The organism is Shimia sp. R9_2, assembly GCF_017743735.1.
GTDB lineage: Bacteria > Pseudomonadota > Alphaproteobacteria > Rhodobacterales > Rhodobacteraceae > Shimia.
The window spans coordinates 69,053-92,271 of the sequence record NZ_JAGHRO010000011.1; the positions used below are offsets into that span (position 1 = coordinate 69,053).

Consider the following 23,219-nt stretch of genomic DNA (forward strand, 5'->3'; position numbering starts at 1 on the left):
ATCCCGCATTGGCTTCCCTGCAGCGAGGGCCTTGCAGTGCAATACGCCGTTTTTGGGCCGTTGGAGGCTAAAACATGCTGATCAATCATCCTCTTTTGGGACCACGCGATGCCTCTGAATTCACCTATTTGGGCGACGCCTCGTTGATGAACCGCCCCGATTGGCAGGCCGAGAACGCGGTTCAGGCGTTCCACGACTACCTCTATTTGCGAGACAATCCGGCAGGTCTGCATCGGGAACTCTGGTTTCACGAACAGGGTGATCGGTCATGGTTGCTCGTGACGCGCAACACACTGACACATGAAATTGTTTCCGTGGAAATGGCCAGCGAAACAAGACGATCGGGGGGAGCTGCCCAATGAGTGTCAACAGACTACAGGGCGGTCTGATAGACCACAACGCGCCGATAAATTTTACTTTTAATGGGCAGAATTATGAGGGCCGCCAAGGTGATACTCTTGCTTCCGCCTTGCTGGCCAATGGCGTGCGCCTCATGGGGCGGTCGTTTAAGTATCACCGCCCGAGGGGTGTCGTTACGGCTGGATCTGAAGAACCCAACGCGCTGGTCATGTTGCGCGAGGGTGGCCGTCAGGAGCCCAATACAAGGGCGACAACTATAGAGCTTTTTGATGGGCTCAGCGCAAAAAGCCAAAATCACATGGGGTCTCTCAAATATGACTTTCTTGGCATTAACGATCGGTTCGCGCCGTTCTTTGCGGCGGGTTTCTATTATAAGACGTTCATGTGGCCGAAAGCCTTTTGGGAAAAGCTCTATGAGCCTTTGATCCGCCGCGCTGCGGGTCTCGGCAGCATATCCTTTGAAGATGATCCTGATGTCTACGACAAAGGCTTTTTGCATTGTGACCTTCTGGTGATCGGTGCTGGGCCTGCGGGTTTGGCGGCTGCACTGACAGCAGGGCGCGCTGGTGCCCGTGTGATCATTGCAGAAGAGGACTTCTTACTGGGCGGCCGCCTTTTGGCGGAAACTCAAGAGTTGGATGGCGCGGCCGGGATCGACTGGGTGGCGAAAATCCAAGCAGAATTGGCCTCACTCGATAATGTACGTATTATGCCGCGCACCACCGTTGTTGGAGCGTATGACCACGGCATCTATGGCGCAGTCGAGCGTGTGTCTGACCATTTGGCAGCCCCGCAACCCGGTAAGCCGCGTCAGATATTTTGGCGCATCTATTCCAAGCGTGCTCTTGTCTGTGCTGGAGCTATTGAGCGCCCGATCGCATTTGAAAACAATGACCGCCCGGGCGTCATGCTGGCGGGAGCAGTCCGTGCTTACGCCAATCGGTGGGCCACGACGCCGGACCAAAGTGTTGTGGTCTTTACCAACAACGATGACGGACACCGCACAGCGGCGGACCTGCTGGCAAAGGGCGTTTCTGTGCCTGCGGTGATTGATACGCGGCTTAATGCACCATTTGCCACAGGTACAGAGGTGCTGGCGGGCGCTCAGATTATCGACACCAAAGGCAAACTCGGTGTTAAATCGGTGACTGTCAAATTAGCCAATGGAAAAACGCGCGTTATCCCTTGCGGTGCCGTTGCGGTTTCTGGCGGTTGGAATCCGAATCTGGGACTAACCTGTCATCAGCGTGGTCGGCCTGTGTGGGACAATCCAATTCATGCATTTGTGCCAGGAGGGGCGCTGCCCGTAGGCCAGTCCGTCGCAGGGGCTGCATGCGGTGATATGACCACCTCACAGGCTTTGATGGGAGGGGGCCAACGCGCAATGGACGCTTTGGCAGCCCTTGGCATCACCGCAAAGGAGATCGAGTTGCCGCAAGTTGCGGAGGAATCTCGCAACATCACAGCTTTCTGGCATGTCCAAGGTGCCAAACGTGCTTGGATTGACTTCCAAAACGATGTGACTGTCAAAGATGTGAAGCTTGCGCATCAAGAAGGTTTCCGCTCAGTCGAGCACCTGAAACGATATACCACGCTTGGTATGGCAACGGATCAGGGCAAAACCGCCAATGTCACCGGATTGGCTGTGATGGCCGAGATAACGGGAAAGTCCATACCGGAAACAGGTACAACCATCTTCCGCCCTCCTTATGTGCCGGTATCAATGGGTACCCTGGCTGGTCGTTCCGTTGGCGCTGAGTTCCATCCTGTCCGAAAAACTCCCAGCCATAAATGGGCGGAGGAGCAGGGTGCTGTCTTCGTGGAAACCGGCAATTGGTTGCGTGCGCAGTACTTTCCCCGCAAATGCGAAAGTCACTGGCGCGAAACGGTCGACCGCGAAGTTCTGACAACACGCGGTTCTGTGGGGGTTTGTGACGTAACAACTCTCGGCAAAATCGACGTTCAGGGTGCGGATGCCGCCGCATTTCTCAACAAGATTTACGCCAACGGTTTTGCAAAATTGGCCATCGGCAAAGTCCGCTATGGCTTGATGCTGCGCGAAGACGGCATCGCCTATGATGATGGGACTGCAGCCCGGTTTGCCGAGGACCATTTCGTCGTGACGACCACAACTGCAAACGCTGTGCTCGTCTATCGAAACTTGGAGTTCGCCCGCCAATGTTTGTTCCCAGAGATGGATGTCCAACTGATCTCCACCACGGAAGCCTGGGCGCAATACGCAATTGCGGGGCCTAATGCACGCAAGCTGTTGCAGAAAATTGTTGATCCTGATCACGACCTCAGCAACGAAGCTTTCCCGTTCATGAGCTGTGGTGAGATCACAATCTGTAGCGGGTTGCGGGCGCGTCTGTTCCGAATTTCTTTCTCTGGCGAGCTGGCCTATGAGCTGGCCGTGCCAACCCGGTACGGTGACGCTTTGATGCGCCGCCTAATGACAGAAGGAGAAGAGTTTGGCGTAACTCCATATGGCACCGAAGCTCTTGGCGTGATGCGAATTGAAAAAGGCCACGCTGTTGCAGCTGAAATCAACGGTACCACCACTGCTGCCAATCTCGGTATGGGGCGAATGGTGTCCAAGAAGAAAGACAGTATTGGAAGCACTTTGTCAGAACGTTCGGGGCTGAATGGGGATGATGATTTGCGCCTCGTGGGCTTGAAAGCTGTAGGAGACGGTGTGGTAACCGCGGGCGCTCACCTCATGAACGCAAATGGTCCTGTGGATGCCAAACATGACCAGGGCTACGTCACATCAGCAGCCTATTCTCCGGTGCTTGAGCGCTCCATTGGTCTTGGGTTTCTAAAGGATGGTGCCAATCGTATGGGAGAAACCCTTCGCATGGTGAACCCTCTTGAGGGCAAGGAGGCCACGGTAGAGGTGGTATCCGCTCATTTCATTGACCCTGAAGGAGGGCGTTTGCGTGTTTGATTTGAAACCCACCACCGCGCTTGGAGAAGAGAACGCGCGCATTGATGTCGTCGGTGCGTTCACCATCTCTGAAAACCCAAACTGCTCGCTTGCCTCGCTGGCTGCCCGCAAAGGGCAAGAAGCAGTTGTCGCTGGTGCCATTGAGGTTGCTCTTGGGATCGACCTACCTGGCCCAGGAGGTTGTGTGACCAAAGATGATCATCGCTTCTGGTGGTCCGGTCCCGGTCAGTGGATGATTGAAGCGGATCACGACACGCACCCTCTTCTGGCCCAAGAGATCAAAGAGATCGTCAGAGACGCTGGCGCTGTGACAGAGCAGACCGATGGCTGGTGCCTGTTTGATATCGAAGGCGCCAACCCAGAGGCCTTGTTTGAACGCCTCTGTGCAGTCGACGTGCCCGACATGTCCATAGGTACTGCGACCCGCACCAACATCCATCATATCGGTTGTTTTCTGATCCGCGAAGAGGCGCGCTTTAATGTAGTCGGCCCACGTTCGTCTGCTGGTTCGCTGCACAGTGCATTGGTCGAGGTCGCCGCAGGGTTGCCTTGACCTATATGGGTAAAGGTGAAGTTCTTCCGCTTTAGTTCATATCGTTTAGGAGACGACCATGTTTCCGGGTTTGCGCGAGCAGATCGCTTAGAGTGTGGCAGCCCCGCGCGGAGAGCATGGGCAGCATGCGACAAAGGACTTCGGCCGTGGCAAGGGCGTCTCCAAGCGCTGTGTGGCGGCGGTGGGGCGGGATTGTTACGCCAAGTCGATCACACAGAGCATCCAAAGTATGCTTCTCAGATGTCCCAAAGAGCACTGCGGAGAGCAATACAGTGTCCAAAATTGGATGAGGCCAGTCGATCTGCATTTCGTTGCCATGTCGATGCATAAAGGCCATGTCAAAGGGGGCGTTGTGCGCCACGATTACTGAGTCCCGGGCAAAATGGTGGAACTTGGTGACCAGTGTTTTGGGCGGTGGTGCGTCTGTGACCATTGCATCGGTAATGTGATGGATACGTGTGGAGGCTGCAGGAATTGGTCGGCCAGGATTGGCCAATTGGTCAATTTCTTCCCCATAGATGATCTGATTGCGGAACACGCGTACAGCTCCGAGCTGCAAGATTTCGTCTTTATGGGGCAGCAGCCCAGTGGTCTCGCAATCGAAAACCACAAATGGAGTTTGCTCCAACCTACGATTGTGCAATGCGTCTGATGTGCGATCTGACAATAGTTGGAAATCATACGTCAGATTGGCGACCGTAGCTGCTTTAGGCTTCTCCGGCGCCGGCTCCAAACAGATGAGATACCCAGTTTCAGAGCGTCGTTTCTGAACGCTTACATTGGAGACCTTCGCTCCATCCTGTCGGTTCAGCGTGATACCAGAAAGCAGCGCTCCGTTAGCGGCGCGCGACTTACTGACACGCCAAGTTTCGGCGTCAAAATAGTCAGACATGGCCGCGTTCAGGCGCATGGGGGCAATCTGTGACAGACCCGCTGCGGCCTCCCTGTTGTAGAGGACGATGCGGTCGTCATCGCCCACCACAAGTAGTCCTGTCGGCAGGTCACGGAGAACATCTGACATTTGTGCAAGTTCTTCCCGGATGACTTCGGTTTCATCCGCTACTTTCTGAGACATCGCCGAACGGGAGCTATCGAGTGTGCTGCTTATAGAGTCCGCGGCAGGTGCCAAATCGCCAAGATAGCGCGCGCCATGCGTATCCACTTCCCCTGCCCCCGCGTGCGCACGAGCGCGAAGCGTGGTGGCTAGGGCTTGTATGGGCTTGGCGACGTTCTCATCAAAGAGAAGCCAGATGCCAGCCACAAGTCCCAGAAAACCGAAGCCAGCAATCAGCCCGGCAGTGATGAAGCCATTTGAAATGCCATCAGATAACGCGCTTCGGAAACCTACGACCAGCGCGGAGGCTAGTATCAACATGCCGCCTATGGCCAGCAGGGCAAAGAACAGAAGAACACGCAATCTCAGAGAAAGTCGGGACAACATCAAGAAATCTCGCACATGGCCTCGATCAATGGGTCACCTTCGTCCACGCTCACCCAATCCGCACCATCTAAACTTCCGTCTGCAGCAAACGACACTGCATCTATGAGCGCTGCCCGGCGGTTGCTCGCGCAATCTGTGGCTACGTTCAGTCGGTTCAACGGCGACCAGCGGCCATAGAAATAGACCTGCCCAAGACGTAGATTTGGCTGCGCCGCATTGGTCTGGATCGAGGCCGTATCCACCGCCACGAAACGTTCGGTGATTGGCACCGCATAGGTCCAGGGCCGCCACATCGCGGAGGTCTCCACGGTCTCCACCACCTCCAGCCCTTCGGGCAGGGTTGCGGTGGTGCGGCTGAACCAGCTGTATTCCGAGCTGATGCTCACTGCGATCATCACCGCGCCCGCCGCCACCGGGGTCAGCCATTTCGGAAGCCGCCCGCCAGTCAGGCGAATAATTACCATCATCAACCCGGCCCCGGCCACACCGGCAAAAATCACGGCGAGAAGTTCGAGAAACATGGTTGGCCTCCTCAGGAATGGGCGTGTGACTTAGGTGCTGGCGCTGCGTCCATGACCCAGCGCGCCCTGCAGGGATTTTATCACGACAAAGGCATCGCGTAGATGACTGCGATCAAAGTCTGAGAGCGCGGAAGGTGCAAGGAAGTTATCCGGCGCGATGCCCGCGTGGATCTGGCGCAGCTGATGGCTCAGCCGCTCCTCCGCGATCAGATCATAGGCACTCAGCAGATCGGCAATGCCGGAGGCGGAAAATCCGGCGCGGCCATCGCTGGCGGCCTGCAGCCGCGCGCGGGTGTTCACGGCACTCAGCCGGCCTTGCAGGGCGCTGATCCGCGCCAGATCCACCACCGGCACAACGCCGTTGTGCTTCATATCAAGCTGGTGCTTGTGCTCGCCGGATTTGATGGTCACCAATCCGCGCAATAGCCCCAGAGGCGGGTGATGCTTGAGTGCATTGGCGGTCATATGGGCCACAAAGATCGAGTTCTGCGCCGCAGTGCGCAGGGTCTCGGTCTGCAACTCCTCAAAACCCTGCCAGGTTCCGGCAATCGGGCGCAGGTCAAACATCACGCTGGCCAGCATCTGCGCTTCGGGATTGGGGGTGTTGATCCAGCCCTGAAAATAGCTGCGCCAGACCCGCGCGGGCTGACACCAGCGCTCGGCGGTGGCCATCATGTCACCGGGGCAATAGACATAGCCACAGGTGTTCAGCCCGTCACAGACAAAGCGCGCAAGCTCGGCAAAATAGCCGCGGCGCATCTCCTCGGTCACCGCGTCATCCAGAATGAGACAATTGTCCTGATCGCTCACGCCGGTCTGTTCCTGTCTCCCTTGCGAGCCACAGGCCAGCCACAGATAGGGCACCGGCGGCGAGCCCAGCCGCGCCTCGGCCAAAGCCAGCAGACGCCGCGTGGTGATATCGGCCACATCGGTGATCAGCCGGGTGACAATGTCATGGCGGTGACCCGATCCCACCAGCTGCGCCAGCAGCTTGGGAATGCGCGCGGTCACCTGCGCAATCTCTTCGGCACTGTCGGCGCGGGTGATGTCACGCACCATTTCCACGCTGCTCACCGCCTGAAGCCGGGTCAGATCGGTCTGGGTGACAATCCCCACCAGCGCGCCGTTTTCCACAACCGGAATATGGCCAAAGCCGAATTCCGTCATCATATGCAGCACATCAGAGCCAATCGCATGGGGCGGGAGGCTGCGCGGCGCGGCGGTCATCACCTCGGCCAGCGCCGTGTCCGGGCTCAGATCCTGCGAGAGCACGCGGCTGACCAGATCGCCGGTGGTGACCAGCCCCTGAAGCGCGCCGTCCTCTCCGATCACACAGACCGAGGAAATTCCGGCCTCCGCCATGGTGCGCGCGGCGCGGCGCACGGTGTCATCGGCTTTCAGGGTGATGGGGTTGCGCGCCATAAATGTGGCGATGTCGGTATTGGCAATATCATTTTCCGCGGTGGCGCCGCGCCGCTCAGAGCCTGCACGGTCAAAAAACCGCCGCACGGCATCATGCTCTTCAATCAGCGCCAGCAGCGTGTCTTTGGGCAGCAAAAGCAATGTGCTGTCTTCTTCACAGCGCGCATGGGTGGCGGCCTTGCCATCGCGCAGCAGGCCGCGCTCCCCAAAGGAGTTGCGCAGCCCCAGATGGGAGACCACGCCGCCATGTTCATCAGAAATCTCCACGAGCCCGGCATAGACAAGGTAAATCCCCGCCAGTGGTGCACCATGCTGATAGACCGTATCGCCGAGGCTGTAGCTGTGGGCCTCAAGGCGGGTGCTCAGCGCTGTGGTCACCTCGGCAGGCAGGCTGTCATAGGGGTGAACAGATCTCAGAAAGCGGGCGATTTGAGCAGGGGTCAACGGCATGGGTGCGTCAGTTCCGTGTGTTTATATTGGGTCTGCCGCGCCAACATCGGTGGCACATCGGATCAGACCACATGTCCCGCCCGGAAAGACCCGGACGGGACAGGAGGAGAGCGCTGGCAGGGAGGGGAGCCCCCGCCAGCGCCGGGTGTCAGGACTTAGTGATCCTGAGCGGCACCTGCGCCACGCGGCACACGCACACTTTCGACCAGCGCCTTGATTTCGGCAGGGGTCTCTTTGGTCATGCCAGCCACAACATAGGCCACAGCAAAGTTCACCGCCGCGCCAATCGCGCCAAAGCTGGTGGATTTCACGGTGCCCAGAAGCGGATCCGCATCGGTGAAGGAGTTGGTGCCCGGAATGAACAGCCAGCCCTTGTGCAGGAAGATGTAGATCAGCGTCACAGTCAGACCTGCCAGCATCCCTGCCACCGCACCGGTGTTGTTGATCTTGGTGGAGAAGATCCCCATCATCAACGCCGGGAAGATCGACGCCGCCGCCAGACCGAAGGCCAGAGCCACGGTTTGCGCTGCAAAGCCCGGAGGGTTGAGACCCAGCCAAGTCGCCACCGCAATGGCCACAGCCATGGCAACACGCGCCGACAGAAGCTCACTCTTTTCAGAGATGTTCGGGTTGATCGCGCCTTTGATCAGGTCGTGAGACACGGCCGAAGAGATCGCAAGCAGAAGACCCGCCGCTGTGGACAGCGCCGCTGCCAGACCACCCGCTGCCACCAGACCAATCACCCAGGATGGCAGGTTGGCAATTTCAGGGTTCGCCAGCACGAGGATGTCACGGTTGAACTTGGTCAGCTCGTTGCCTTCCCAGCCTTTTTCCGCGGCCATCGCCTGAAGATCGGCATTGGCATCATTGTAGTACTGGATCTTGCCGTCGCCGTTCTTGTCTTCCCAATCCAGAAGACCGGTTTTCTGCCAGGTGGCCATCCAGTCATACTCTGGTTCGTTCTCGATCTGCTCAACCGTCACGGCTTCGCCAGAGATGCCGCCATTTGGCCACATCAGCTCGGAAATGTTCAGGCGTGCCATGGCACCAACCGCAGGGGCGGTCAGATACAGCAGCGCGATGAACACCAGTGTCCAGCCCGCAGACCAGCGCGCATCAGACACGCGAGGCACGGTAAAGAAGCGCATAATCACGTGGGGCAGACCCGCAGTACCGATCATCAGGCTCAGGGTGAACAGCACCATGTTGAACGTGTCGGCGTGGTGCGCGGTATATTCCTTGAAGCCAAGTTCGGTCACGACCGCATCCAGCTTCGCCAGCAGAGGCTCGCCGGAGGCTGCGTGCTCGCCAAACAGACCCAGCGCCGGAATAGGCGTGCCGGTCAGCTGCAACGAGATAAAGATCGCCGGAATGGTGTAGGCTGTGATCAAAACGCAATACTGCGCCACCTGTGTGTAGGTCACACCTTTCATGCCGCCAAACACCGCATAGGCAAACACCACACAGGCTCCGATCAGCAGACCGGCGGTGTTGGAAACTTCCAGGAAGCGGCCAAAGGCCACGCCCACACCGGTCATCTGACCAATCACATAGGTGGTGGAAGCCACGATCAGACAGATCACCGCCACAATACGCGCGGTCTGGCTGTAAAAGCGGTCACCGATGAATTCTGACACGGTGAATTTGCCGAACTTGCGCAGATAAGGCGCAAGCAGCAGCGCCAGCAGCACATAGCCACCGGTCCAGCCCATCAGGAAGGAGGAGTTGTCATAGCCGGTGAAGGCGATGAGGCCCGCCATGGAAATAAACGAGGCCGCAGACATCCAGTCTGCCGCTGTCGCCATACCGTTGGTGACCGGGTGAACGCCGCGCCCGGCGGCGTAAAATTCTGATGTAGACCCGGCACGGGCCCAAATCGCGATGCCGATGTAAAGCGCAAAGGACGCGCCCACAAACAGCAGGTTGATGGCAAATTGGCTCATGGTTGCACGGGCCCCTTATTCTTCGTCAACGCCGTGTTCGGCGTCGAGTTTGTTCATCTTCCAGGCGTAGAAAAAGATCAGACCAAGAAAGACCAGGATGGACCCTTGCTGGGCGAACCAGAATCCCAGATCCGTGCCGCCAACGGAAATGCCCGCCAGCATCGGACGCAGCAGAATGCCGAACCCGAAAGAGACCAGCGCCCAGATGACGAGGCTGATCAGGATGATGCGCACATTGGCAGACCAATATGCAGCGTTAGATGAGTTGTCAGACATAAATGCCTCCTCCCACGTTGTGATTATCCTCCACATCTGCGCGAAAAATATCCGCGCAGATGTGTCCCTTCACGCGCCCGCCTCAGAGACGATCGCGGCAAGTTCGTTGGCGATGGCGTCAATCTCGCCCATCGCATCCACAGGCTTGAGCACGCCTTTGCCTGCGTAATAGTCAATCAGTGGCGCGGTCTGGGCGTGATAGGCCTCAAGCCGCTGCACCAATGTTTCCTCATTGTCATCCGCGCGCACCGGCTGCCCTGCCGCCTTGGCCTGTTCGGCCCGGTTCAGAATGCGCTCCACAAGGATCTTGTCGTTGACCTGCAGCTCAATTGCCGCGCTCAGGGTCACGCCCGCCTCTTCGAGCAGGGCCCCCAGCGCATCGGCCTGCGCCAGCGTGCGGGGGAAGCCGTCAAAGATGAAACCTTTGGCATCAGAGTTGGCGAATTTCTCCTTGATCAGGCCGATGACAATGTCATTGGTGACCAGCTCGCCGCGTTCCATAACCTCGGCCACACGTTTGCCCAGCTCAGAGCCGCTGGCCTTGGCCTGACGCAGCATATCTCCGGTGGAGAGCTGCACCAGCCCATGGGTTTTCACGAGCAATTCCGCCTGTGTGCCTTTACCGGCCCCGGGAGGGCCAAGCAGGATCACATTCACCATCCGGGTGAGGGTTTCGCTATCTGCTGACATCTGATCTCACCCTTTGTTCATGCGGTTTTCGATGAGATCATCAACCACGGCGGGGTCTGCCAGCGTGGAGGTGTCCCCCAGCGCGCCGTAGTCGTTTTCGGCGATCTTGCGCAGGATGCGGCGCATGATTTTGCCGCTGCGCGTCTTGGGCAGACCCGGCGCCCATTGGATCAGGTCGGGTGAGGCAATCGGGCCGATTTCCGTGCGCACCCAGTTGCGCAGCTCGGTGCGCAGCTCATCAGAGGGCTCGCGGTCATTCATCAGGGTCACGTAGCAGTAGATGCCTTGCCCCTTGATGTCATGCGGATAGCCCACCACGGCGGCTTCGGCCACGGCGGCGTGCGCCACCAGCGCGCTTTCGACCTCTGCTGTGCCCATGCGGTGGCCGGACACGTTGATAACATCATCCACACGGCCGGTGATCCAATAGTCTCCGTCTGCGTCGCGGCGGCAGCCGTCACCGGCAAAGTAATAGCCTTTGTAATCAGAGAAGTAAGTCTTCTCAAAACGCTCGTGATCGCCCCAGACGGTGCGCATCTGGCTGGGCCAGCTGTCGGCAATCGCCAGCACGCCTTCCACATCATTGCCGCTGATTTCCTCGCCGGACTGCGGATCAAGCACCACAGGGGCGACGCCAAAGAACGGCTTCATCGCAGCACCGGGTTTGGTGGCATGGGCGCCGGGCAGGGGGGTCATCATATGGCCGCCGGTCTCGGTCTGCCACCAGGTGTCGACGATCGGGCAGTTCCCTTTGCCCACCACGTCGTTGTACCAGGTCCAGGCCTCAGGGTTGATCGGCTCGCCCACGGTGCCAAGGATGCGCAGGGAGGAGAGATCACATTTCTCCACATACTCATTTCCCTGACCCATCAGCGCGCGCAGCGCGGTGGGCGCGGTGTAGAACTGGTTCACCCGGTGCTTTTCGCAGACCTGCCAGAAGCGCGACGCATCCGGATAGGTCGGCACGCCCTCAAACATCACTGTGGTCGCGCCATTGGCCAGCGGCCCGTAGACGATGTAGCTGTGGCCCGTGACCCAGCCCACATCGGCGGTGCACCAGAAGATGTCGCCGTCTTTATAGTCAAAGGTGTACTCATGGGTCATGGAGGCGTAGACCAGATAGCCGCCGGTGGTGTGCACGACGCCTTTGGGCTGGCCGGTGGAGCCTGAGGTGTAGAGAATGAAGAGCGGGTCTTCGGCGCTCATCTCTGCGGGTTTGCAGTAGTCATTCGCCTCCATCGCCATCTCGTTGTAGTCATAGTCACGCCCGTCGACCCAGGTGGTCTGATCGCCGGTGCGTTTCACAACGAGACATTTCACCGTGTCTTTGGTGTGCAGGAGGGCCGCGTCGGTGTTGGACTTGAGCGCAGTTTTGCGGCCGCCACGGGGCGCGTGATCCGCCGTGATCACCACCTTGGCGTCACAGCCGTTGATGCGGGCGGCGAGGGCGTCGGGAGAAAAGCCTGCAAAGACAATCGAATGGATCGCGCCGATGCGGGCACAGGCCAGCATGGCATAGGCGGCTTCCGGGATCATCGGCAGGTAGATCACCACGCGGTCGCCTTTGCGCACGCCCATGGTTTCCAGCACATTGGCCATGCGGCAGACGCGGCGGTGCAGGTCAGCATAGGTGATCGACTGGGCCTGCTCGTTTGGATCATCCGGTTCCCAGATGATCGCGGCCTGATTACCGCGGGTTTCCAGATGGCGGTCGATACAGTTGGCCGCCACGTTGAGCGTGCCGTCCTCATACCATTTGATGTCGATATTGCCCGGCGCAAAGGAGGTGTTCTTCACCTTGGTGTAGGGCTTGATCCACTCCACACGCTGGCCGTGCTCGTTCCAGAACCCTTCAGGATCCGCCAGAGAGGCCGCGTACATCGCGTCGTATTTTGCTGCATCAATATGTGCATCTTTGGTCAAATTGGCTGACAACAAAGACTTTGCGGGTGCATTGGTATCCAGTGACATTGAGGCTCCTCCCTCGATGATAAAATACAGTATCTCCCCCCTCAGGCAGTCGCGCCCGAGGCCTCAGCTTCAAGAATACGGAGGTGAGAAAACAAGTGAACAAGTCTAAGAGAAAAAAGAAAAATTCTGTAAATAGGTTTCCCTGCAGGCATCCTATATTGTAAATAAATTCTCTGACACGCGGAAAAATTCCTGCACATTAAGGATTTAAGGGGAAACTCAAAGCCCCACGTCCGGCTCTCCAAGCTCGATGGAGTCGCGATGTTATCGCCAACATATGGTCGCGCCGAACTGTGGCAGATGGACTGCGACAGATAGTTGTGCCGCAGCACCACACTATTTACCTCTTTGAAAACTGCGTAGATCTGAAGCTGGAGGATCACCCCCGGCGGGTGACCGAAGCTGGGCAGCTCTATCTGTTCAGAGGTCTACCTAGAATAATGTGTTCCGTACCTTGGCGTGTCCAACTGCCTTACAGCCGGGCGCCAACGTGACCTAGACTCGCTCATACAAGCAATAGACCCACAGTCAATATTTGAAGTTGATCGCAAACTAGGCCTAACGCTCTCGAACTCAGTCAACATCTGCGAATTTCCCTTGGAGAAACGCGCTTGCGCCTTAAACTGTATAAAAGAGAGACCACAGATTTAAATTGTGAGAGAAACGTGACAGGAGCTGATAGGCTAAACCATTGGCTGATTTCGGAAGGCCGGTTGCTTGGGGATGAAGCTCAAATCGTGAAAGCCTATTGCGAAGGCTTGGTGAAATTGGGAGTGCCCCTGAGCCGTGCTCGGATTGCACAAAACTATGCCAGCCCACTGCTCAGTGCCTGGGGAATCATTTGGTCTCCCAAAGCCACCAAACGCTACACGGTCCCAGCTGCGGTCTTGGCCACCGGCTCTTGGCGAGGCAGCCCTTTCGAATACGTCGTCACACATAGCCGCTCGCTGCGCAAACGACTGAACCACCTAGATCTGAGCACCGAGCACCCAGTCTACGCTGAGCTTGCGCAATCCGGAGCTACCGACTTTCTGGCCGTCCCACTTGAGCATGGCAACGGTTCTATCCAAGGCACAAGCTTCACCACGAATGCAGAAACAGGGTTTTCGGAGCGGCACATTTTCTACATCGAAAATACATGCCATGCTCTCGCCGCGGCGCTCGAACCCATCGCAGTACGACACTCGCAAACAAGCCTATTGCAAACATATCTCGGGAGAGGCCCTGCCAAAGAAATTGAACGGGGGCATATTAAGCGCGGAGAACATCATACAGTCTCAGCCGCGATCCTCTTTGCCGACCTCTGCAACTTTACATCAAAGGCTCAGGCCTTATCCGAAGCAGACTCGCTGCTGATGATGGGCGACTACTTCGAACTGGTTGTCCCCTCTATTCAGGAGGCAGGAGGCGACGTGCTTAAATTTATGGGAGACGGCATTCTGGCGATATTTGACATCGACAATTGCTCAATTAACTCCTGTAAGGCTGCCGCTCAGGCTTCTCGAAAATCATTGATCCGCCTGCAAGAACACAACAGCACTGCCCTTGCTAAAGGCCAGGAGATCATGGAGTTTGCTATTGGTATCGATTTTGGACAAGTGACTTTTGGCAATATCGGCGGCCCCAACCGGTTGGATTTTACTGTTGTAGGACCGACAGTAAATGTGGCCAGTCGCGTGCAAGAGCTATACAAGAACCTCGACAAGAAGATCCTAGTGACGCAGAGCGTTGCGCAGCACTTGCCATCAAAAGTGCAATCCGCCGGTCGACACCTCATTCGTGGACTACCTGAAGAAATCGAAGTTTTTACTATTTAGGTAGATGTGCCTTGTGATGCGGAAAACAGCACGCTTATTACACCAGGCGACTTACCCAAAGAGATCCGTAGAAAGATACTTTAAACCAGAGTCACAGATGATTACGGCTACTGTCTGGCCCTTGTGAGGGCCTTCTAACAATTCGATTGCCCCAGCTACGTTTGCGCCTGCAGAGAAGCCGGCAAAAATCCCCTCTAGCCGCGCCAGGTCGCGCACAGTTTGGCGCGCAGTGTCCCCATCTACTTGCAAGAACCCATCCCACTTTAGGTCCCGCAAAAAATCGAGATCGGCCATTACATAGCCTCCACCTTGGATGGGATGATCAGGCTTTAACACATCTTGCCCTGCAATCACCGCAGCACCTTGAGGTTCGATTGGATAGCATTTGATGTTAGAATTTTTTGAGCGTAGGAACTTAGACGTACCTGCAAGAGTTCCCCCGGATCCGACAAAATCGCAAAACGCGTCAATTTGGCCGTCGGATTGCTCCCAAAGCTCGGGACCTGTCATTTGTTCATGGGATCCCGGATTGCCCGAACGGCGGAATTGATCTGCGCGGAATGCCTGGCGATCTCTGGTCAAGTCGGCTGCAACGCGATCTACTTCAGCCAGGTCAGCACCTGAAACTTCTGCCGGCCGACTACCAGGCAACTGATCCACCAGAACCACCTCGGCGCCGAGCGCGGCCATCATGCACGCGCGCTCAGGCGAGTTGCCTTTCGACATAACCGCTACAAAAGGATAGCCTTTTATTCCGCAAACAATCGCAAGGCCGGTGCCCATATTCCCACTCGTCAGCTCTACAACGGTTTGACCCGGTTTGAGGGAGCCATCACGTTCGGCGGCCTCAATAACACCAAGCGCTGCCCGATCTTTTTTGGAGAAACCGGGGTTCAGGTGGTCGAGCTTAGCGAGGATTGTTCCCTCGCAGCCATAATGCTTTACCAACCGGTCAAGCCGAACCAGCGGCGTATTCCCAATGGCCCCAAGAATGGAAGTGTGCGTGTTCGTCATCGTGTATCTCTTCAACAGCGTTTCTTAGGTCCAGTTCAGAACAACTTTGCCAGATTGCCCAGATTTCATTGCAGCAAAACCTTTAGTGAAGTCATCCACATCAAACTGGTGTGTGATCACGCGACTGACATCCAGTCCATTCTGCAGCATCGCAATCATCTTGTACCAGGTTTCGAACATTTCCCGACCGTAGACGCCTTTGATAGTGATGGCCTTAAATACGATGCGCGACCAGTCCACCGGCGACCTTCCAGGAGGAATGCCCAAGAGTGCAATCTTGCCCCCCATCACGAGGGATTCGATCATCTGGTCCAGAGCAATTTGCGAACCGGACATCTCAAGCCCCACATCAAAACCCTGTGCCATACCCAATTCCGAGATGACATCATACAGATCTTCGGTTGTGACATCGACGGCCCGGACAGTTGGCGCCACGTGTTGCGCCAGCTTTAGACGATCTGGGTTGATATCGGTGATGACAACGTTTCGCGCGCCTGCGTGGCGCGCTACGGCAGCGGCCATGATACCTATCGGACCTGCACCGGTTATCAAAACGTCTTCGCCCAGAAGGTCAAAACTGAGCGCGGTATGCACAGCATTGCCAAGCGGATCGAGGATCGCGCCAATCTCATCCGGAATATCATCTGGTAGCGGAATTACGTTGAATGCAGGCAACTTTAGATACTCCGCAAATGCCCCTTGTTCATTCACGCCAATCCCGCGCGTACCTGGATCCAAGTGAAATTTTCCGGCGCGGCTTTGACGGCTGTCGCTGCTTATAAGGTGGCCTTCTCCAGAGCATCGCTGGCCGATTTCAAGGCCGGTCACATCTCTGCCGATCTCAACAATTGTACCTGCGAATTCATGTCCTGTGATCATCGGGTAGGGCACAGTGTGGGCTGCCCAGTCATCCCAGTTCCATATGTGAATGTCTGTGCCGCAAATACCGGTTTTGTTAATGCGGATCAGCACTTCGTCTGGAGCGACTTCCGGAACCGGCGCCTGTACCATCCAAAGCCCTTCTTGCGGCTTGGATTTCTCTAGAGCCTTCATTGTATTTGGCTTCATGAAATGACTCCAAGTGCTCGGCCAACCTTTCCGAAAGCTTCCAGAGCGCGATCCAACTCATCTTTAGTCAAAGCTGCATTCATTTGTGTTCTGATCCGAGCTTGCCCGCGGGGGACAACAGGAAAAAAGAACCCGGAGACATATACACCTTCGTCAAACAGCCTGTTGGCCATCTCTTGTGCAAGCGTTGCCTCACCCAACATGACGGGTATGATCGGATGCTCACCGGGCAGAAGGTTAAAGCCCAATTGAGCAAGCCCCGCACGCCAATAGCGGGCGTTCTCAAAAAGCTTCTCGCGACGGTCGGCCCCTTCTTCGACCAGTCGGATGGCTTCTAGGCCAGCGGCGACAATGGCGGGCGGGAGCGAATTTGAGAACAAATAGGGCCGCGCCCGCTGCCGCAGCAGGTCGATCACCGGCTGCGGCCCAGCGATATAGCCGCCAATTGCCCCTCCAAGTGCTTTGCCTAGAGTGCCGGTGAGAATGTCCACATCAACGCCAAAATGGTCTGGCGTGCCAGCACCTCGCGACCCCATGAAACCGGTTGAGTGGCAATCGTCCACCATCACGACCGCATCATAGTCTTTGGCCAGCTTCGTGATTTCAGGCAGGTTGGCCAGATAGCCATCCATGGAAAATACACCGTCTGTGGCAACCATAATGTGGCGTGCGCCTTCATTGCGTGCGTGTTTCAGCGTTGCTTCCAGATCATTCATATCGTTGTTCGCGTAGCGATAACGCTTTGCTTTGCAAAGACGTACACCATCAATGATCGACGCATGGTTCAAACTGTCGGAGACAATTGCATCTTCAGGCCCCAACAGAGGCTCAAAAAGCCCGCCATTGGCATCAAAGCAGGCAGCAAAGAGAATAGCATCGTCCTTACATAGAAAGCCGGCCAATTTCTGCTCAAGTTCACGATGAATGTCCTGTGTTCCGCAGATGAAGCGAACTGACGCCATGCCAAAACCCTTTGGGTCCATGGAGTTTTTTGCAGCAGCGATAAGAGCTGGATGATCAGCCAAGCCAAGGTAGTTGTTGGCGCACAAGTTGATAACTGTCTTACCCCCGACCGCAATCTCACCGCCTTGAGGCGATGTGATCATTCGCTCGCGCTTGTACAAACCCTCAGCCTCGATCTGTGTGAGTGTGCTTGAGATATGGGATAGGAATGCTTCCGACATGTGCGACCTCCGTTGATGGAGGTACGTCTATCATAATGGATTTAAGTCCGAAATAGAGGATTTCTGTTTTGGTGGAAATTTTCCGCAAAACAGGAACTCAATCGAAGCTACATGTCGCTTCTGTTGGAAGATTTTTGGAAGCCCCTAGCTAGCACGCGCGCTTAAGAAAACCTGCCATCCAATCCACGCTTTTTGACGTGTCGTCCCTTCCCGTGAGCGACTCTAAACCCGTCGATGCCGCCGATCCCATGCGTTCCTTTCGACGATTGATAAGATCTGCATTGAGCTCGAGCGTGAAGTCAGGGTGCTGTTGGATTGCCAAGAAATGATCGCCAATTGTGAAGCCGCTGTTGGGGCAAAAATCACTGGATAAGAAGACTTCCGCCCCTCTAGGTAGGCCCGTCACTTGGTCTTGGTGCATTGCATGCAGCCAGATATCGGGCTCTTTTTTGGCCCACTCTGTATTCCGGATCACATCTACAGGCATCAAACCAACGCCCCAGCCTTTCGAGGAGCGGGCTACCTCGCCCCCAAGCGCATGTGCGATGGCCTGATGCCCGTAACATATGCCGATCAGAGGAATTTTGCCTGCGTGCAGACGTCGAATGAATGCAAACAGCTTGTCCTGCCACGGGAAATTTTCAAAAACTGAGTATTTGCCTCCAGTGATGAGATAAGCGTCAAACGCGAATGGGTTTGGCAGTGAACCTGTAACTGCACTTATGACCGTCCAAGTCGCATTGGGTAGATGCGGCTCCAGAGATTGTCGGAACCTCACCGGGGAAGGAGGATGCTTTGGTTTCTCGTTTGGATCACTGTGTCCGATGTGAAGTATACATATTTTCATAGTGTTTGACCGTGCTGACTGACAGGAGCGTGTTAGAGCAATCGTATCACCTGGGCGTGGAGTAAAAAACGGTATTGCCTAATTTGATAGGTCCATAAGCGCTCACCCTATAAGCTAAAATTATGGAGGGAGAGGGTAGGTCAATAAGCTTTTTTGGTTCTGCAACTGCCCGTAACCTTGGTTCAAATTTGCTTCAAACAAAGGTTAAGAGCTAAGCTATGTTGATAGAAACCAGCGAAGACACCGCGGCCCATCTATCCGACGTCGTGCGTGTGGTTGAGAAGAGCGCCCCCCTGATGCTATCGTTTCCGCATTCGGGAGACGTCTATCCAGAAGACTTTGGATTCGACCCCAAACTTACCTACGCAGAAATTGACCATCCGTCAGACAAGTACGTTGATGAACTCTTTTGCGGGGCAGAAACCTTGTCACTTAGCACCATCAAAGCGAACTTTCCGAGGGCCTATGTCGATGTCAATCGGCATCAGCACGACATTGACGCCAACATGTTAGAAGATCCAGAAAACTGGCCAGGACGATTTCTGCCAGGATCGGTTGATGTAGGCGCGACGCTGTTTTGGTCGAAGGCCTACGGCACACCGATCTATGATCGCAAGTTAAGCAATGCCGAAGCAAAGCGCAGACTTGCTTGCTATTTCATTCCTTATCATCAGACCATGACCCGTATGATTGAGCGCCTGCGCGACATGCATGGTGAGGTCTACATTGTGGATTGTCACTCGATGACTCAGTTCGACGCCGAGATGCGCGGGGGCAAACAGCGGCCAGAAATCGATATCGGAACGCGCCGCGGAACGTCTTGCGCCCCAGACATTGCCGAGAAAATGGCGGAGCTGTTTGCCGCGCGCGGGTATGATGTTGGCATGAACAAGCGCTTCATCGGCGGGGAGATCACGCTGCGGTACGGGTGGCCCGAGATCAATCAGCACATCTTGCAAGTGGAGCTTCGCCGCGACCTTTACATGACAGAGGCAACGCGAGAGCGAAATGAGAACTTCGCGAAAGTACAGGCGGACTGCGCCTGGGTTTTGCAAGAATTCAAAACATTCATTGAACACCGCACCGGCGGGGCAAAACAGCCCCATCCAAACAAAAAATGAGAGGAGGAACACCCATGAAAACGGCTTTGGCGATTATAGGATTGTCCGCTGCATTGACTCTACCCGCGGCCGCTCAGGCAGAAACGCTACGGATGGCATTCTCCTCTGCACCACGGTCCATTGATCCCTATCCCTTTGGCGGAACACCCACGGCTTCCTTGAAAGAACACGTTTTTGAAGCTCTGGTGGCTGCAGACGACTCTCCACTTCTGGCCAAGAGTTGGCAATGGACCAGCCCCACATCTTTAGAGGTGAAGCTGCGCCAGGATGTTGCCTTCCACGACGGAACGGCGCTGACGGCCCGTGATGTCGTCTATTCGGCGTGTCGGATGATGTACCTGATTGACGGCAAACGAAATTTGCTCACCAGTTCGATGGGGCCAATCACTGATGTGGTCGCGGCGGACGATCATACTGTCCGTTTTGATATGAAAGCGCCGTATCCGCTTTGGATCCAAAAAATGAAGTTCCTGTCGATATTGCCTGCGGCAGGTGCGGATACTCCCGAAGGGCCGATTACCTATGATGACCAAGGTGATTGCGGCGGTATCACCTATCCAACGCGAGCGGAATTTGAGGCAGGCGCCGCCGCGATTGGAACCGGGCCATACAAATTTGTGAGATTTGATAAATCCGGCGAAGCAGATTTGATCAAAAATACCAATTATTGGGGTGGTGCTCCCGAGTGGGACGAGGTGCAAATCAGAACCATCGGCAATGCCGGAGCGCGTCTTGCGGGCTTATTGGCGGGCGACTTTGATCTGATTGAAAATCCAACAACAGAAGATCTGCCAGGCTTGAAAGCCAATGAAGATCTGACTTACACCGCTGTACCGTCTTGGCGTTCAATCTTCCTAGTTCTGGATGTGAATGCAGAAGGCGCTAAAGGTGTACGGGCAGAAGATGGTAGCGCACCGCTGGCAGATCAGCGGGTGCGCCAGGCAATGTCGATGGCGATCAATCGCCAGGCGATTGCCGATAGACTCTTTGGAGGAGAAGCGACTGTCGCAAATCAGTTTTCTCCAAAGTATCGCGCTGGGGCGCCGGAACTCGCGGAGTTGCCCCACGATCCGGCTAAGGCCAAGGAGCTATTGGCAGAAGCGGGATATCCGGATGGCTTTGAAATCGATTTTTATGCGCCGTCTGATCGCTATGCTAACGGCGCGCGGGTAGCCCAAGCAGTGACGCAATATCTCTCGCGCATCGGGATTAAGGTGAACCTCAAGACTGAACCTTGGTCGGTATTCGCGGGGAAACGTCGTGAGAATGAATTGGGCGTCTTCATGTACGGTTGGGGACACCCTCAAGGGCCTGCGCAGATGATCTCCTTCGCATTCGCCTCAAGAGACAAAGAGCTTGGTTTGGGCTCATCAAACTACTCGAACTACCAAAATGATGGCTTTGACGCAGCGATGAAAGCTTGGGCGGTCGAAACAGATGAAACGCAAGCCAACGCCTATCTCGGTGAAGCGATGCGGATTGTCGTCGATGAGCTGCCCGGCATTCCACTCTACTACCAGCATACGATTTGGGCGCATCGCGCCGATCTCGAAGTGAACGGGCGTCAGGACGAGCGCACCAGCGCCACCACTGTTAGCCGTAAGTGATCACCTAGAACCGCAGTAGATTGCCGAGCCTGCTGTAGGCCCGGCAACTCGCGAACCGCCGGAGGGGGCATTATGTTGAGTTTCGTCACCAAGCGACTTGGGCAAAGCGCCGTGTTGGTGCTGATCATGTCGGCTCTGGTTTTTGTGGGGATGTATGTTGTCTCCGATCCGGTCGCTGTACTCGCCGGGGAAGACTTCACAGAGGAAGATCGCCTGGCGTTGGCGCAGGAACTGGGCGTAGATCGACCGCTCTTCCTCCAGTATCTGTCCTTTTTAGGGAATGTGCTGCAAGGCGATTTTGGGACATCGTTTGTCTACAATCGCCCTGTCATGGATCTGATTTTGGAGCGCTTGCCAGCAACTTTGGAGGTGGCCTTCTTTGCCATGTTCATAGGCTTGGTGGTTGGTATTCCACTGGGTGTGTACTCTGGGTTGAACCAGAAGAAACGCAGCACCAAAGCCATCAGTTTCTTCACCACCGTTGGCTACTCCATACCGAATTTTTGGCAGGGCGTTTTGCTGATCATGCTGTTCTCGGTTTGGTTCAAGGTTCTGCCTGCCTCGGGCAGAGGCGATACCGTAGATGTTTTCGGTGTGGGTTGGTCAGTGTTCAGCCTTGATGGCCTGAGCCACCTTATGCTTCCGGCCCTTAACCTGGCGATTTATACAATTTGCCTGCAGGCGCGACTTGCAAGGTCAGGCACGCAGGAAGTTATGTATCAGGACTACATGACCTTTGCGCGCGCCAAAGGGATCAGTCGGGAACGGATTATCCGCCGCCATCTTGTGCGCAACATTCTCATTCCAATTGTGACAATTACAGGTTTGCAGCTGGGTGGCCTCATAGCCTTTGCAACAGTTACCGAGACGGTTTTTTCTTGGCCCGGCATTGGCAAATTGCTTCTGGACAGCATCCACAATTCGGATCGCCCGGTTGTTGTCGCCTACCTGATCCTGATCACCCTCATGTTTGTCACCATAAACTTTGTCGTCGATGTGCTCTACGCGCTGCTCGACCCACGTATTCGTTATACTTGAGGAGAAAGAGATGCCTGTTGATACCACAACTGCTGACATTGGAAGCCCTTCTTCTCCAGATAAGCCGGAACCCAGATTTTTGGAAAATGTTGCCAAAATCTTCAGAGGCCATCCGGCAGCTATCTGTGGGTTGATTGGAATTTCAATCTTTATCTTTCTTGCGATTTTTGCCCCTCTGATTGCGCCCCAAGACCCATATGACCAGACACGACTGGATATTTTGGATGGCCTTTTGCCACCTGGCTCGACGCTTGGCGATGGCACGACCAGTCTGCTTGGCACCGATGCATTGGGGCGGGATATTCTATCAGCTGTTCTCTATGGGTTGAGAATTTCACTCTTTGTCGCGCTGGTCGCTGTGATTGTTGGCTCTGCGATTGGGGTTTTCATGGGGCTTCTGGCGGCAATGAAAGGCGGCTGGGTCGAAACCGTAATCATGCGAACCGTCGATCTGAAAATGAGCTTTCCCGGGATTTTGTTGGCGCTGATGGTGCTCGCAATTTTCGGAACAGGCATCGACAAAGTCATCATCGCCCTCATTATTGGTGCCTGGGCATCGGAGGCGAGGTTGGTCCGTGCGGTCGCTTTGTCAGAGTTGAAGAAAGACTACATTCACGCAGCCCAACTTGCAGGTCTGTCTGACTGGCGCATCATGGGACGGTTCCTTTTCCCGAACTCAATCTCCCCAGTTCTGGTGGTGCTACCTATGTCCATTTCGAGCGCAATCGGAGCAGAGGCAACCCTTTCTTTCCTAGGAGTGGGCGTGCCCATCACCGAGCCCTCGCTGGGTTTATTGATCGCCAATGGCAACGACTACATCTTGTCTGGCAAGTGGTGGATCAGTATTTTCCCAGGTCTCGTTTTGGTTGGCATGGTGCTTTGTATCAACGTGGTGGCAGATCGTTTGCGTGATCACGCCAACCCCTATCTACGCGGCAAGGAGTGAACC

At 55.7% G+C, this 23,219-nt stretch carries 19 protein-coding genes; 8 read left to right on the plus strand and 11 right to left on the minus strand.

Going from position 1 to position 23,219, the window contains the following annotated elements:
* The first annotated feature begins 74 nt into the window (after positions 1-74).
* From J7400_RS19385 to J7400_RS19395, 3 genes are read left to right on the plus strand one after another with little or no spacing between them, the layout of a single operon-like run.
* Positions 75-362 (plus strand): sarcosine oxidase subunit delta, encoded by a 288-nt coding sequence (locus J7400_RS19385; RefSeq protein ID WP_209065751.1) that lies wholly within the window; start codon positions 75-77, stop codon positions 360-362.
* Positions 359-3,307, plus strand: a complete 2,949-nt coding sequence (locus J7400_RS19390; protein WP_209065752.1) for a sarcosine oxidase subunit alpha family protein — start codon at positions 359-361, stop codon at positions 3,305-3,307. The genes J7400_RS19385 and J7400_RS19390 overlap by 4 nt, the downstream gene beginning before the upstream one ends.
* Complete coding sequence (locus J7400_RS19395; protein WP_209065753.1) at positions 3,300-3,860, plus strand: sarcosine oxidase subunit gamma; 561 nt, start codon at positions 3,300-3,302, stop codon at positions 3,858-3,860. The genes J7400_RS19390 and J7400_RS19395 overlap by 8 nt, the downstream gene beginning before the upstream one ends.
* A 31-nt stretch (positions 3,861-3,891) precedes the next feature.
* Here J7400_RS19395 and J7400_RS19400 read toward each other — a convergent pair whose 3' ends face one another.
* The 7 genes from J7400_RS19400 to acs form a co-directional block, all read right to left on the minus strand.
* Positions 3,892-5,301, minus strand: a complete 1,410-nt coding sequence (locus tag J7400_RS19400; RefSeq protein ID WP_209065754.1) for a 3'-5' exonuclease — start codon at positions 5,299-5,301, stop codon at positions 3,892-3,894.
* On the minus strand, positions 5,301-5,822 hold the full coding sequence (locus J7400_RS19405) for a hypothetical protein (RefSeq protein WP_209065755.1): 522 nt from the start codon (positions 5,820-5,822) through the stop codon (positions 5,301-5,303). Before J7400_RS19405 ends, J7400_RS19400 begins: the two co-directional genes overlap by 1 nt.
* Before the next feature lie 30 nt (positions 5,823-5,852).
* Entirely contained in the window at positions 5,853-7,694 is a 1,842-nt protein-coding gene (locus J7400_RS19410; RefSeq protein WP_209065756.1) for a DUF294 nucleotidyltransferase-like domain-containing protein, read from the minus strand.
* Between the two features lie 155 nt (positions 7,695-7,849).
* Complete coding sequence (locus J7400_RS19415; RefSeq protein WP_209065757.1) at positions 7,850-9,637, minus strand: sodium:solute symporter family protein; 1,788 nt, start codon at positions 9,635-9,637, stop codon at positions 7,850-7,852.
* Positions 9,638-9,652: 15 nt separating this feature from the next.
* On the minus strand, positions 9,653-9,913 hold the full coding sequence (locus J7400_RS19420; protein ID WP_209065758.1) for a DUF4212 domain-containing protein: 261 nt from the start codon (positions 9,911-9,913) through the stop codon (positions 9,653-9,655).
* Positions 9,914-9,982: 69 nt separating this feature from the next.
* Complete coding sequence (locus J7400_RS19425; protein ID WP_247738926.1) at positions 9,983-10,603, minus strand: adenylate kinase; 621 nt, start codon at positions 10,601-10,603, stop codon at positions 9,983-9,985.
* 6 nt (positions 10,604-10,609) lie between these two features.
* Positions 10,610-12,574: an acetate--CoA ligase gene (gene acs, locus J7400_RS19430; RefSeq protein WP_209065759.1), complete on the minus strand. Its 1,965-nt coding sequence runs from the start codon at positions 12,572-12,574 to the stop codon at positions 10,610-10,612.
* Between the two features lie 665 nt (positions 12,575-13,239).
* Between acs and J7400_RS21440 the strand changes: the two genes are divergently transcribed.
* Positions 13,240-14,391 carry an adenylate/guanylate cyclase domain-containing protein gene (locus tag J7400_RS21440; protein WP_209065760.1) on the plus strand — a complete coding sequence of 384 codons (1,152 nt, stop codon included), beginning with the start codon at positions 13,240-13,242 and terminating at the stop codon, positions 14,389-14,391.
* A 51-nt stretch (positions 14,392-14,442) separates the two neighbouring features.
* Here J7400_RS21440 and J7400_RS19440 read toward each other — a convergent pair whose 3' ends face one another.
* The 4 genes from J7400_RS19440 to J7400_RS19455 form a co-directional block, all read right to left on the minus strand.
* Positions 14,443-15,405, minus strand: a complete 963-nt coding sequence (locus J7400_RS19440; protein ID WP_209065761.1) for a cysteine synthase family protein — start codon at positions 15,403-15,405, stop codon at positions 14,443-14,445.
* A gap of 24 nt (positions 15,406-15,429) precedes the next feature.
* Complete coding sequence (gene tdh / locus J7400_RS19445; RefSeq protein ID WP_209065799.1) at positions 15,430-16,458, minus strand: L-threonine 3-dehydrogenase; 1,029 nt, start codon at positions 16,456-16,458, stop codon at positions 15,430-15,432.
* An 11-nt stretch (positions 16,459-16,469) separates the two neighbouring features.
* Positions 16,470-17,657, minus strand: coding sequence for a glycine C-acetyltransferase (locus J7400_RS19450; protein WP_209065762.1), 1,188 nt, complete (start codon positions 17,655-17,657; stop codon positions 16,470-16,472).
* Positions 17,658-17,805: 148 nt separating this feature from the next.
* Positions 17,806-18,504, minus strand: a complete 699-nt coding sequence (locus tag J7400_RS19455; RefSeq protein WP_209065763.1) for a type 1 glutamine amidotransferase — start codon at positions 18,502-18,504, stop codon at positions 17,806-17,808.
* 218 nt (positions 18,505-18,722) lie between these two features.
* Here J7400_RS19455 and J7400_RS19460 point away from each other — a divergent pair, with 218 nt between their 5' ends.
* The 4 genes from J7400_RS19460 to J7400_RS19475 all read left to right on the plus strand — a co-directional run bounded on the left by J7400_RS19460 (position 18,723) and on the right by J7400_RS19475 (position 23,216).
* The gene (locus J7400_RS19460) at positions 18,723-19,625 is read left to right on the plus strand and encodes an N-formylglutamate amidohydrolase (RefSeq protein ID WP_209065764.1); all 903 of its coding nucleotides are present in this window, start codon (positions 18,723-18,725) and stop codon (positions 19,623-19,625) included.
* Positions 19,626-19,639: 14 nt separating this feature from the next.
* Positions 19,640-21,232: an ABC transporter substrate-binding protein gene (locus tag J7400_RS19465; protein WP_209065765.1), complete on the plus strand. Its 1,593-nt coding sequence runs from the start codon at positions 19,640-19,642 to the stop codon at positions 21,230-21,232.
* 72 nt (positions 21,233-21,304) lie between these two features.
* Positions 21,305-22,270, plus strand: a complete 966-nt coding sequence (locus J7400_RS19470) for an ABC transporter permease (RefSeq protein WP_209065766.1) — start codon at positions 21,305-21,307, stop codon at positions 22,268-22,270.
* A 10-nt stretch (positions 22,271-22,280) separates the two neighbouring features.
* Positions 22,281-23,216 carry an ABC transporter permease gene (locus J7400_RS19475; RefSeq protein WP_209065767.1) on the plus strand — a complete coding sequence of 312 codons (936 nt, stop codon included), beginning with the start codon at positions 22,281-22,283 and terminating at the stop codon, positions 23,214-23,216.
* Positions 23,217-23,219 lie beyond the last annotated feature (3 nt).